This is a genomic window from Hymenobacter qilianensis, from assembly GCF_014489555.1.
Lineage (GTDB): Bacteria > Bacteroidota > Bacteroidia > Cytophagales > Hymenobacteraceae > Hymenobacter > Hymenobacter qilianensis.
Genome location: NZ_CP060785.1, coordinates 95,854 through 108,064, shown reverse-complemented (window position 1 = coordinate 108,064; position 12,211 = coordinate 95,854). Strand labels below are relative to the sequence as shown.

Sequence of the window (12,211 nt, the reverse complement as noted above, 5' to 3'; positions counted from 1 at the left end):
GTTGATTGAGCATGCAGTCAGGGGAGTAAGGGCGTCCGATAGTGGCCGCGTAAGATGGGGATTTCGCGGAAATCCGTTTGCCGCCCGCCAAAGGTTATCCGCGCCGGAGTCCGGGCAGCGCCGATGGGTGGAGACCGCCACTGCCTGGTTATTGTGCTGGTCCAGTTGCCGCGCCCGCCGGGCCCCACCTGGTATTCGCTTCGCCGGCCACCCCCCGGTGGTCGCGGACGAGGAGCTCCTGCTGGCCAGTGTGGTGGTCTTTACCAGCCAATTAAATCTGACACCCTGGCTTCTGCACGTGGCCGCCGCCGACCCGGACCGGGAGGTAGCCCAGCTGCTCGGCGCGCTGGCCGTGGGGCAGTACACCCACGCCACCTGGGATGGGCTCATCCCCACGCTGCTGGGCACCCAGGGCCCGCCGCGCGCGTGGCGCCGGCAGTATGGCGCGGGGGATTTGACCAATTAAACTTAGTACCGATAAGTGAGGATTATCGGTACTAAGTTCGTAGGTTTGGGCGTCCCAAGGTTAGTAACGATTTACTCCTTATCTATAGGCTACATGGAAAATCCGTCGTCGCTGCCGGTCCTGATCCCCACCCGCACGCACGCACTCGTGGAGATGCCCGCCTCCGTGGGCCGCTACGCGGAGGCGGGTCTGCAGGGGGCGGCCAATACCCAGCGCGGCTACGCCGCCGATCTGCGCAGCTTCGAGGACTACTGCCAGCACCACCAAGTGAGCTACCTGCCAGCCGCGGTCACCACCGTGGCCGGCTATGCGTCCCAGCTGGCCGACCGGGGCAAGAAGTTCGCGACCATTCGCCGCCACGTAGCGGCCATCGCCAAGCTCCACCAGCTGGCCGGGCAGCCGTCGCCCACCACCCACGAAGCCTTGGGCGTGGTACTCGACGGCATCGGCCGGGTCCTGGGCAAGCGCCAGCGCCAGGCCCCGGCCTTTACCGTGGCAGAATTGAAGCAGGCCGTGCGGGCGATGAACTTGACAACTCCCACCGGGCTGCGCGACCGGGCCCTGCTCTTGCTGGGCTTTGCCGGGGCGTTTCGCCGCTCGGAGCTGGTAGCCCTGAACGTGGAGGACGTGGAGCTGACCCGCCAGGCCCTGCTCATCCACCTGCAGCGCAGCAAAACCAACCAGTACGGGGAGGCCGAAGACAAGGCGGTGTTCTACGCTCCCACCGCCGACTACTGCCCCGTGCGGGCCGTGCAGGAATGGATCGAGTGCCTGGGCCGAACTACCGGGCCGTTGTTTACGCGCATGAACCGGGGCGCCGCTGGGGTGCCCGGCCGGCCGGGGCTGGCCCGCCTGTCGGATCAAAGCGTGAATGATCTGGTCCAGCGCCACCTGGGGCCGGCCTACTCGGCCCACTCCCTGCGGGCTTCCTTTGTCACCATTGCCGTGGAGGCGGGCCAGTCCAACAAGGCCATAAAGAACCAGACCAAGCAGAAGACTGACGCCATGATCGAGCGCTACGCCCGCCTCGACGACGTGAAACGCTTTAACGCCGCCCAGTACTTAGGCCTCTAGCCGGCCGGCCGCCGCAGGCAGGGCTAAGAGATTCGTATTACACTCCGGGTGCTGGCTTCAGCAATGGTTGCACCCGGGTTAGCCGATGGCCTTGGTCGCCTGACGACCGGCCCAGCTCTACCCTCCTCCCATACCCCCGTATCGGCCTTGGGCTGCTGCTCAACCGTGCTGGCAGGCTTATTGGTGCCCAAAAACCAAGTGAATCCCAGGTAGGCCACGCGGGTTTCGTACTTAGTCTGGAAATTAGCGGTGAGTCCTTCGGCTGCGAGCTGCGTATGCTGGCGGCGCGTGTTCAACACATCGCTGACGCGCAGGGTGAGCGCGGCTCGGTTGTGAAATAGGCGTTGGCGCAGGGCCACATCGATTCCGTATACGGCCAGCAAGCGGCCCTGCGGCACTACGAGCGGAGCGCGGTAGGTGCCGCTGAGCTGCACGGCCAGCGTTTTGGTGGGGCTGAAAGGGTTAAGCAAATAGGCCGGGCCGGGGAAGTTGGCGCGGGTACCGTCGCCAGCGTAGCTGGCCACTTGGTTGCGGTAAAACGAGCCATTGGCCGTCAGTTTCCACCACGTAGTCAGGGGTTGCGTCAGCGAGAGTTCCAGGCCGTAGCTGGCGGTGCGGCCGAAGTTGGCGTAGCTGGTGCGGGTGATAAAGTCGGGCTGGCCGCTCCGGCGGGTTGCCAGCGTGTCAAGCGTGCGCAGGCTCTGAATAGCTTGGTTGGCGAAACGCCCAAACAAGGTCGTGCTCAGCGTCGTGGACTGCCGGTTTGCTTGGTAACCCAGCTCGGCTACCTGCACGTACTCGGGGCGCAGAGTGGGGCTGCCTACCAGCTAGTTGCGCGCATCGGAGTAGATAGACAAAGCCACGATTTGCAGAAAGGTGGGGCGGTTCAGGCGGCGCGCGTAGCTGAGCTGGAGGCGCTGGTCGTGGGGCAGGGTGCGGGCCACCGTCGCCGAAGGAAACAGGTTAAAAATGCGCTGACTGGTGGAGCCCGTGGGCAGTACCTGCGCTTGCTGCCCGGTGTACTCGGCCCGCAGCCCGGCTTGGTATTCCCACGAGCCCGATTGCTGCTGGTAAGAGCTGTAAGCCTGCGGCAGCACCTGCTGATACTGGTAGCGGTACGAGCCGGCCTGCTGTCGGACGAATGCTGCCCCGCCACTGGCTGCCCTGAATACTCGGCCGTGCCGGGCGTCACCATTACACTGCAGTCGTAGTACTCCGCCTATTGCAGGTAAACATGAACAAGAGCCGGTACTCGTCACCCCTCGCAAGGGAGCGTTTGCGAAACGTGGCCCAACAGGTTGAAAGCCGCTGAGGTGTTCTTGTCTAAGGACCGATGCCACGGCCTAATCGCTACCTACAGTACCTAGCACAAGGCCTCGTACTCGACAAAGGCTGGAAATGGCAGGCGGGCGATAACCCGGAGTGGGCGAAGGCAGCATTTAATGACTCGAAGCAGACAAGCGGGGATTCAACGAAGGATACTTTTGAGGTGCCCCAAATGCTTAAAAAAGGGCTGATCAGCTGGTTGCGGCTCCGCCTGGCATTCGGTACTACGCGACCGCAATCGCTGGCACGAACGATCCCGCAAGCAGGGGCTTGTGAAATCCAGCTGAACGGGAAACTCATTTATCAGCTTGGTGCGCTCCGTACTGCCGCCGGCCAAATCAAGGCGTTTAATCTGCCCAAGATCCTCGTTTCATTTCCGGTTAGCCCCGACCCCGTTCAGGGGTTGGCGATCCGCTACGCCTTCCCGCCGAACATCCACTATGCCACGCATTTTGGCATGATGAATCCCCTGTTCTTGGGTGCCATACACCCTGCCGATACGGCTGTTTCAACCTACCCGAACGCCGATCCGCGGGACCGCAACCGAGACATCGCTAAAATCCCTGTTTTCGCCCTTCTGTACCGGCTTTTCTCACCCTCTTTGTGTTCTTTCCCGGATGGAAAGCCCCCTGGATTTCTCGGTTTACGCCCTTTGCGCCGCCGTCTCGTGGGGCCTCATTTCGTCGGTGAGACCACCTGCTTTTGTCAATACAGTTTACGGCATCAACAACGCAGCCCTGATCTTCGAAACGCTGGGGTACCTTTTCAAGCTCCCGGCAGTGGACGCGACCTTTCAGGCTAAAAAAGGCCGCTTCTATGGGGCCACAGCACGGAGTGGAATCGGTGCCATGGGTGTCGGAGCGTTGGTGTATGGGTGAGTCGCACGTGTTGGCCACGGGAACCAACTAAACTGCATTCGGCAACCGCCACCCCAGCAGAGGTGGTGTGCCGAATACCTTTAACTTAGGGGTCTCTACAAATCGCCAACACCGATGGGACGGTTTCTCCTTTTTTGCGGGTTGCTGCTTTTCGGCCTGGGAATACGTCAGGCCGCGCGGGCCCAAGCCCCGGCCCCGCCTACCCAACGGCTGACGAGCTGGTGGTGGAAGCCGGCCGGGACAACCGAGTTCGGGCGGCCCGACGCCGCCAGCCCTTGGCGGCCCGCGTACTGGTGCAACACCGCCGTCGACGGGCAGCCGGGCCCGGCCCGGCAGCTGTGGCTACGCACGCGGGTGACCATCTCCGAGGCCCAAAGCCGCACCCCGATGCTGCTGGTGTTGCGGGGGTGGAGCACGGCCTCGGAGGTGTACTGGGACGGCCAGCTGCTGCAGCGCAACGGCCGGCTCGGCCCCCAGGGAGAGCAGCCCGGGCGCTGGCACCAGCAGCTGCCGCTCACCCCGGCGCAAGCCCAGGCCGGGGCGCACACGCTGCTCGTGCGCGTGTCCAACCAGCACTTTGCCGACCGGCCCTGGCAGCCGGTGGCCACCTTAACTACCTGGCCGCGCCTGCTCGCCCAGCAGCAGCAGGAGACTTCCTCCGCGACGCTCATCATCGGGATCCTGGGGGCCTCGGCCCTGTTTTGCGGGCTGTTGTACGTGGGCTTTGCCCGCCAGCGGTCCTACCTCTTCTTAAGCGCCTATTGCGGCTTGCACGCCCTGAAAATCTACGGGGGCCTGCGGGGCGCCGCGCCCGACGCCAGCGTGGCCGAGTACTTCCTGCTGGTCCACGACGTTTCCTACCTGGCCCTGCTGGCCAACAACCTGTGCCTGCTGGCGTTTTTGGTGCTGGAGCTGCGCCTGCCGCGCGCACGCTGGTGGCTGACCGGGGCCCTGGTATTTTCGGGCGCGGCGTACGGTTGGCTGCCCGTGAGCTTTTACTTTGTCGTATTTACGGTGGTGTTGGTGGCGGCCGGGCTGCTGGCCGTGCGGCTGCGGCGCGAGGTCAGCCGCTGGGCGCTGGCCGGCATCGTGGGCCTGACGGGCCTGACCTTTCTGGGCTACCTCTGGCTGCTGCCGCTGGGCTACTACTGGGGCATCGTGTGCTTTATCGGCCTCATGGCTTTCGCCCTCGGGCGGCAACTGGTGCAGCGGCACCGGGCGCAGCAGCAGGCACAGCTGCGCTCGGCGCGCCTGGAGAACGAGCTGCTGCGCAAGAACATCCAGCCGCACTTTCTGCTCAACACGCTCATGTCCCTGCAGGAGCTCATTGAGGAAAACCCCCGGCAGGCCAATCAACTCATTGACGCGCTGGCCGCCGAATTTGAGTTGGTGTCGAGCATCGCCGAGGAAAAACTCATTTCCATCGAAGACGAGCTGCAGATCTGCCGCACCCACCTCCAGATCATGGGCTTCCGCCGGCAGTCGGAATTTGTGCTCGAAACCCGCGGCCTGCTGGGCACCGAGCAGGTGCCGCCGGCCACCTTCCACACCCTCATCGAAAACGGGCTGACGCACGGCTACGCGCAGCGCGGCACCGGGCGCTTCGTGCTGACCAAGGAGCCCCTGGGCCGGGGCGTGCGCTACCGCCTCTTCAACGACAGCGACGCGGCCGCCTGCGGCCGGCCCGTGGTGGAGGGCACCGGCTCGCGCTACGTCAAGATGCGCCTGGAAGAGTCCTTTCCCGGGGCCTGGCGCCTGCGCTCGGCCCCGGTCAGTGACGGCTGGGCCGTGGAAATCGACCTCTTGGCACCCTCACAGTAGCGCCATGCGCGTGCTCATTGTCGAAGACGAGGCCCTGGTGGCCAGCCGCCTCGCGCGCTTGCTGCGTGCAGCCCTGGGCGAGCGGCTCAGCAGCGTGGTGGTGCAGCCCTCGCTCGAGAGCGCGCAGTTCTTTCTGCAGGATACGCCCATCGACCTGCTGCTGCTGGACCTGAACCTGAACGGGCAGGACGGGTTTGCGTTGCTGCAGCAGGCCGTGGCCGGCTCCTTTCACACCATCGTCGTCTCGGCCAACAAGCAGCGCGCCATCGAAGCCTTTGACTACGGCGTGCTGGACTTCGTGGGTAAGCCCGTGACGGCGGAGCGGCTGCAAAAGGCCCTGGCGCGCTTCGACCACCGCGAGCTCCGCGCCGCCGCGCCGCTCAAATACCTGGCCGTGCGCCGCCGCCAAGCGATTCGGCTGCTCGACATCGCTGAGGTCCTCTTTATCAAGGGCGCGGGCATCTACTCGGAACTGCACCTGCGCAACGGTAGCGTGGAGCTGCACGACAAGTCGCTGCAACGACTGCAAGCGGTGCTGCCCCCGGATTTTCAGCGCGTGCACAAGTCCTACATCGTGCGGCTGGTCGACGTGCGCCAGCTGCTCAGCCATGGCTCCAGTAAGTACGAGCTGGAACTGCTCAGCGGGACCCTCTTGCCGGTCGGGCGCGAGCGGTACAAGGAACTCAAACAAGCGCTGGGCTAACCGCGGCGGGGGAGCTAAGGGCCGGCCAGGCCGGAGCTGGGCCCAAGAATAGAGCGGGACGTTGAACGGAACAGCCCAGAGGCGCCGGCCTTGAGCCGTTGGTAAGGAAATAGCGCCGTTCATGAAGAAATGCGGGCCGCGGGGCAGGCAGGAGAATAAATTGGACGCAGTACCCGGCTTTAAATCCTTCCGCCATGAAACGTCTGTCCTATCTGCTGCCCCCGCCGCTGCTTCGGTTGCTCGCCATGACGGCCCAGGCCCCCACCTCAGCCCGGGATAAACAAGCGGTTCGAGCCGCCTTCCTGGAGTAAGCAGCGTCCTTGTCGCCGGGCAAAGTCTTGTTTTTCAGAACGTTGACCATCCACAAGCCCATGAAATTAACGATCAATCACCTCTCCAAGACCTACCCCAATGGGGTAGCGGCCCTCCAGAATGTGTCCTTTACCATTCCGGCGGGCATGTACGGTCTGCTGGGTCCCAACGGGGCGGGCAAATCCACCCTGATGCGCATTCTAGCTACGCTGCAGGAGCCGGACGCTGGCAGCATCCGCCTGGGCACTCTCGATGTGCTGCGGGAGAAGGAGGCTGTGCGCCAGACTTTGGGCTATTTGCCCCAGGAGTTCGGCGTCTACCCCAAGGCTAAGGCAGAGGAATTACTCGACTATTTCGCTATCCTCAAGGGCTTTACGCAACGTCTGCCCCGCCGCCAAGTAGTGGAGGCACTACTGCGCAAAACGAATCTGTGGGAGGTGCGCCGGCAGCAGCTGGGGGGCTTTTCCGGGGGCATGCGCCAGCGCTTCGGCGTGGCGGTGGCCCTGCTGGGCAACCCGCGGCTGCTGATCGTGGATGAACCCACCGCGGGCCTGGACCCGGCCGAGCGGGTAAGATTCCTTAATTTATTGAGTGAGCTGGAAGAGAACAGCGTGGTGATTCTCTCTACCCACATCGTGGAAGATGTCGCGGAGTTGTGTACCCACATGGCCATCATTAACCGGGGTGCATCCTGCTGGAAGCCGAGCCGCTCCAGTCCATCGAACGCCTAAAAGGAAACATCTGGCGCAGCGTGCTTGACAAGCAGGCGCTGCCCGCCGGGGAGCAGGCGCAGGCCGTACTCTCCACCAAGCTGCTGGGCGGCCGCACCGTCGTGCGGGTATACTGCGAGGCGTCGCCGGGCGCTGGGTTTGAACCGGTAGCCCCCGACCTGGAAGATGTGTACTTCAGCACCCTGGCCGGGCACTACGGACCCAGGGTGCAGCAGCCGGAAAGGGAGGTGGTCGTATGAAGCTGTGGACGGTTTTTCGCTTCGAGGTAGCCTACCAGGCCCGCCAGGTCTCAACCTGGTTTTATTTCCTGCTGCTGCTGGTGATTACCTTTTTCATGGCCCGCGAAGTCTTCCTTGATGAGGCGCAAGTGGGTGGCTTCTTCCTCAACGCCCCATTCGCCGTGGCGCAAATCACCCTCGTCGCCGGCATCATGGGGCTGCTGGCGCTGGCGGCGGTGGCGGGCGCCGCCGCAGCGCGGGACGTGGAGACGCGCCTGCATCCGCTGCTCTACTCCGCCCCTATCGGCAAGGCCTCCTACCTGGGCGGGCGGTTTCTGGCCACCTTTACCCTCGGGGCGCTGCTGCTGAGTGCTGTTCCCCTGGGGCTGCTGGGGCTGCGCTCCTGCCGGGGGAGCACCGTGACCTCCTCGGGCCCACGCGCGCGTCTTCTTATCTGAGTGCCTATTTCCTGCTCGCCCTACCCAACGCCTTCACCGCGATGGCGCTGATGTTCTCGGCGGCGGTATTCGGCCGGCGGGGCATCGTGAGCTATCTGGGGGGCATTTTTATTTTCTTCGCCGCGTTTGTCAGCTGGCAGTTTGTGGCCGTAGAGCAGGGGTACTGGGAGATAGGGAAACTAACGGACCCGCTGGGACTTACGGTGCTCGGTGAGTTGTCGAAAGTCTGGACCAAGGCGCAGAAGAACACGCTCCTGGTCGGGCTGCAGCCGTCCATGCTCGCCAACCGCCTCGTATGGCTGGGCGTCGCGCTAGGCAGCTTAGCGCTCACCTATTTCCGTTTCCGCTTCGCCCACCTCGCCGAGAGCTCCCGCCGGGGCGAATTGCCCGAGGCAGCCATACCCCATCCGCCCTGCCCGCAGGTAGCGTTAGGACGAAGCGTACCCCCCTTGTCGTGCCGACGGTCCGGCCGGCGTTTGGGCCCGCCACCAGGGTGCTGCAGGTCCTGGCTATCGCGCGGGAGTCCTTCCACCTCATCGGCACGGGCTGGGGTGGCCTGGGGGTCGCGGTCCTGGCCGCGTTCTTCATCCTGACTGCCCCCTGTCCCTGGCTAGCTATTATGGGGTTCCGGAGCTCCCCACCACCGGGCAGCTAATAGCCCTGCTGGAAAACCCCAGCGATCATGGCATCTGGCTGGTTATCCCGCTGCTCATCATTTACTACGCGGGCGAACTCGTCTGGCGCGAGCGCGACGCCCGCCTAAGTGAAATCGTGGGGGCGGTACCCCTACCGGAGTGGGTCTCCTTCGCCGGCAAGTTTGCGGGGCTCACCCTGGCGCTGGTTGTCCTGCAGGCGCTGTTGCTGCTGGCCGCGCTGCTCGTGCAGCTGCGCTTAGGTTACTACGAGTTTGAGGTCGGGCTGTACGCGCGTGTCCTGTTCGGTATCCGGCTCACCGATTACCTTTTGCTGGCCCTGCTCGCCTTCTTCCTCCACGTCGTGGTCGACCAGAAATACGTCGCTCACCTGCTTGCCGTAATAGCGTACGGGGTGGTGGCCTTCGGCCCGCTCCTAGGAATTGAGCCCGGTCCCCTGGTCTATGGCTCCGATCCGGGGTGGTCGTACTCGGACATCCGGGGCCTAGATCCCTTCCTGGGGCCGTGGCTGCTGTTCAAGCTGTACTGGGCGGGTTGGGCCCTGCTGCTCGGCCTCGCGGCCCTACTGCTCTGGCCGCGGGGTAAGGCGCAGGGCCTCCGGCACCGGCTCCGCGGGGCGGGCAGCCGCTTGACGCGCGGGGTGGCCGCAACTAGTGCCGTAGCGGTGGCCCTGGTGCTGACTTTCGGGGGCTTGATCGTGTACAACCTGCACGTGCTGCACCCGCGCCACGCTGCTCCCAGCGGGGAAGCGTGGCGGGCTGAGTACGAGCGGCGCTATGGTCGGTACGCCGGCATTCCGCAGCCGCGGGCGACCGCCACGCGCCTACACGTCGAAATCTATCCCGCGCGGCGGGTAGTCGAGATCCGGGGAACCTATCAGCTGGTGAATAAGAGCGAGTTCATGATCGATTCCGTGCACGTGGCGACGGCCTTAGGGGGCGAAACCCGGTCGGTAAGTCTCAATCAGCCAGTGCGGGCTCAGCGTATAGACCAGAAGCTCGGCCACCGGATCTACGGGCTGGCGCAGCCCCTTCGGCCGGGCGACTCCTTGCAGCTGGCGTTCGCGGTCCGCTTCGACCCGCGGGGCTTTCCGAGTGACGGGATGGATCCATCCGTGGCCGCGAATGGCACGCACTTCGGGGACTGGTTGCTGCCCCGCCTGGGCTATCAGACGGGCCGCGAGCTGCGGGAGGCCCGGCAGCGGCGGACGTATGGGCTTGCCCTGCGTCCGGAGGTCCCCCCGCTGGATGACGCGCGGGCGCTTATGGACGAGGCCGGGCAGGAGTGGGTCAACTTCGAGGCCGTCGTGGGCACCGACGCCGGACAGCTCGCGGTGACGTCCGGCACGCTGCGCCGGACGTGGGCCCAGGGTGGGCGTCGCTACTTCCATTACGCGACGGATGCGCCCATTAAAAGTGACTTCACTTTCTTCTCTGCCTCCTACGCCGTCCGCGAAGGGAGGTGGAAGAATACGCAGATCCAGATCCTGCACCATCCCGGGCATACCCTGAATGTGGATCGCATGGTCCGCGGCGCGCAGGCGGCGCTCGACTACCTTACCCGCCAGTTCGGGCCTTATCCGCACCGCCAACTCCGATTCGTGGAAGTACCCGGCAACCAGAAAACCCTGTTCGCTGCCCCAACCAATGTCTCCTACCAGGAAGGGTTCGCGCTGCTCCAGGCCGACGAAGACCCGCGGGGGTAGACCTGCCGTCCGCGACGGTCGCGCACGAAGTGGCCCACCACTGGTGGGGCCATCAGTTGGCGCTGGCCCAAGTCGGGGGGCAGCGCTGCTTACCGAGACCCTGGCCTGGCACTCGGCGCTGGAAGTGGTAGAGGCCACCCACGGGCGGGAGCACTTCGAAAAACTCCTGCGTATGGTCCGCAAAGACTTCCTAGCCCCCGCCCCCGCGCCGCCGACCCGCTGCTGCGGTCAATTGACCGCGTGCAGTACTACCGCAAGGGGCCGCTGGCGCTGTACGCGCTCCGGGAGTACATCGGGAAGGAGCCGGTGAACACTGCCCTGCGACATCTGCTCGCGCAACACGGCCCCGGAACTATGCCCCTGGCGACCCCGCTCGACCTTTACCGGGAGTTGAAAGTGGCAGCGCCGGACTCCCTGGACTACCTGGTGCATGATCTCTTCGCGGCCAATACCTTTTGGGCGCTGGAAACGCAGGAGGTCACGGCCCACAAGACCACAGCCGGCACCTGGCAGGTGACCCTGGCGGTGCAGGCGCGCAAAATGGTCATCGATGCCGAAGGGGTAGAGACCACGGTACCCTTAAACGACTGGGTGGAGATTGGCCTGTTCGCCCCTGCCAGCGAGGGCCCCGGGTTGGGAAACCCGCTCTACCTGCAGAAGCACCGCCTCCGCGCCGGCAGACAGAAGATCACGGTGACCGTGCCCCGAAAACCCGCCCGGGCCGGCCTGGATCCGAATTACCTGCTCTTTGATTGGGACATGGAGGATAATACCATGGAGGTAAAGTTCATAGAATAAGGACTTGTGTAAGGGCAGGTAAGCGGAGCAGGCACTACTGTTATTTCGGGCCAACAAAGCGGAACTCAAAGCTGGTAAGTAGTTAGCGTTTTAGGCTGGTAGCACCGGAGGTAACGAGCCTCCTGGGGGATGAGAGGACAAATAACCGAACCGAAGACTACGGCTGCCGCCCCGCCGGTGCGCGGGGTAAAGCTGCCCGAATTTCGGCAACTACAACAACTGCCCCGGGAGGCAGGCCTTGGAAAAGCCGCTGGATTTGACCGAGCCGGAAACGGCGCTGATAACCTTCAAGCCCTAAACGGGCGATGTTTCATTTCTCACCTAACTTTTTTTGCCATGAAAAAGCGATTAACTCTGGTAGTACTGCTGGTCCTGGTGGCCATACTAGGCAGCTTCTTCCTTGCCCGCGGCCGCTACTTCGCCGCAAGCGGCAACCCTTCTGCAAGCGGTTACCAGGTGGGCGACCAAGTCACCGACTTCAAGCTGAAAAACGTGGACGGCCAGCTGGTGACGCTGGCCGACAACGGGGACGCCAGAGGGTACATTGTCGTCTTCACCTGCAACACCTGCCCCTTCGCTCAGGCCTATGAAGACCGCATTGTGGCGCTGCACCAGCAGTACGCCCCGCAGGGCTACCCCGTGGTGGCCATTAACCCCAACAACCCCTGGCTATCGCCCGGCGACTCCTACGGCAGCATGCAGAAGCGCGCGCGCGTAAAGAACTACCCGTTCCCCTACCTGGTCGACGCAACCCAGGACGTGGCCCGCCGCTTCGGCGCCACCCGCACGCCGCAGGTGTACGTACTGCAGCGCGCCGGCTCCGCCATCCAGGTGGCCTACATCGGCGCCATCGACAACAACAGCGAGGACGCCAAGGCCGCGACCACCAAGTATGTGGAGCAGGCCCTGGCCGACCTGATGGCCGGCAAAGCTGTTGCCACGAACTTCACTAAAGCCGTGGGCTGCACCATCAAGTAGCGCAAAAAGGCCTAGCCCGCTGGCCAGGGGCGAGAGGTCGCCGTGGGCGGCGGAAAAATGGTGGGGCTTCCCACGTCCAGCGGGAAGCCT

At 64.2% G+C, this 12,211-nt stretch carries 9 protein-coding genes and 2 pseudogenes; 10 read left to right on the top strand and 1 reads right to left on the bottom strand.

What is annotated here, in order from left to right; all coding sequences use genetic code 11:
• Positions 1-253 precede the first annotated feature (253 nt).
• Positions 254-466, top strand: coding sequence for a hypothetical protein (locus H9L05_RS21325; protein ID WP_187734382.1), 213 nt, complete (start codon positions 254-256; stop codon positions 464-466).
• A 93-nt stretch (positions 467-559) separates the two neighbouring features.
• The gene (locus H9L05_RS21320) at positions 560-1,540 is read left to right on the top strand and encodes a tyrosine-type recombinase/integrase (protein ID WP_223285011.1); all 981 of its coding nucleotides are present in this window, start codon (positions 560-562) and stop codon (positions 1,538-1,540) included.
• A gap of 23 nt (positions 1,541-1,563) precedes the next feature.
• On the opposite strand, the pseudogene H9L05_RS24435 reads toward H9L05_RS21320, so the two are convergent.
• Positions 1,564-2,799 (bottom strand): annotated as a pseudogene (locus H9L05_RS24435) (outer membrane beta-barrel family protein).
• Between the two features lie 74 nt (positions 2,800-2,873).
• Here H9L05_RS24435 and H9L05_RS21305 point away from each other — a divergent pair.
• The 8 genes and pseudogenes from H9L05_RS21305 (at position 2,874) to H9L05_RS21270 (ending at position 12,121) form a co-directional block, all read left to right on the top strand.
• Positions 2,874-3,668: a hypothetical protein gene (locus H9L05_RS21305; RefSeq protein ID WP_187734379.1), complete on the top strand. Its 795-nt coding sequence runs from the start codon at positions 2,874-2,876 to the stop codon at positions 3,666-3,668.
• 430 nt (positions 3,669-4,098) lie between these two features.
• Entirely contained in the window at positions 4,099-5,565 is a 1,467-nt protein-coding gene (locus H9L05_RS21300) for a histidine kinase (RefSeq protein WP_187734378.1), read from the top strand.
• Positions 5,566-5,569: 4 nt separating this feature from the next.
• Positions 5,570-6,268, top strand: a complete 699-nt coding sequence (locus H9L05_RS21295) for a LytR/AlgR family response regulator transcription factor (protein WP_187734377.1) — start codon at positions 5,570-5,572, stop codon at positions 6,266-6,268.
• 371 nt (positions 6,269-6,639) lie between these two features.
• Positions 6,640-7,550: pseudogene (locus tag H9L05_RS21290) on the top strand (ABC transporter ATP-binding protein).
• A complete protein-coding gene (locus H9L05_RS21285) occupies positions 7,547-7,987 on the top strand; it encodes a hypothetical protein (RefSeq protein WP_187734376.1) in 441 nt (146 codons plus the stop codon). Before H9L05_RS21290 ends, H9L05_RS21285 begins: the two are co-directional and overlap by 4 nt.
• A gap of 771 nt (positions 7,988-8,758) precedes the next feature.
• Positions 8,759-10,345, top strand: a complete 1,587-nt coding sequence (locus H9L05_RS24430; RefSeq protein ID WP_394368507.1) for a M1 aminopeptidase family protein — start codon at positions 8,759-8,761, stop codon at positions 10,343-10,345.
• A gap of 240 nt (positions 10,346-10,585) precedes the next feature.
• The gene (locus H9L05_RS21275) at positions 10,586-11,143 is read left to right on the top strand and encodes a hypothetical protein (protein WP_187734375.1); all 558 of its coding nucleotides are present in this window, start codon (positions 10,586-10,588) and stop codon (positions 11,141-11,143) included.
• 129 nt (positions 11,144-11,272) lie between these two features.
• The gene (locus H9L05_RS21270) at positions 11,273-12,121 is read left to right on the top strand and encodes a thioredoxin family protein (RefSeq protein ID WP_308422045.1); all 849 of its coding nucleotides are present in this window, start codon (positions 11,273-11,275) and stop codon (positions 12,119-12,121) included.
• Positions 12,122-12,211: the final 90 nt, after the last annotated feature.

What these genes read in the sequence shown, in the direction of transcription:
- H9L05_RS21295 (WP_187734377.1), top strand. Translation starts at nt 5,570, where the DNA reads ATGCGCGTGCTCATTGTCGAAGACGAGGCCCTGGTGGCCAGCCGCCTC.
- H9L05_RS21270 (WP_308422045.1), top strand. Translation starts at nt 11,273, where the DNA reads ATGAGAGGACAAATAACCGAACCGAAGACTACGGCTGCCGCCCCGCCG.
- H9L05_RS21305 (WP_187734379.1), top strand. Translation starts at nt 2,874, where the DNA reads ATGCCACGGCCTAATCGCTACCTACAGTACCTAGCACAAGGCCTCGTA.
- H9L05_RS21285 (WP_187734376.1), top strand. Translation starts at nt 7,547, where the DNA reads ATGAAGCTGTGGACGGTTTTTCGCTTCGAGGTAGCCTACCAGGCCCGC.
- H9L05_RS21320 (WP_223285011.1), top strand. Translation starts at nt 560, where the DNA reads ATGGAAAATCCGTCGTCGCTGCCGGTCCTGATCCCCACCCGCACGCAC.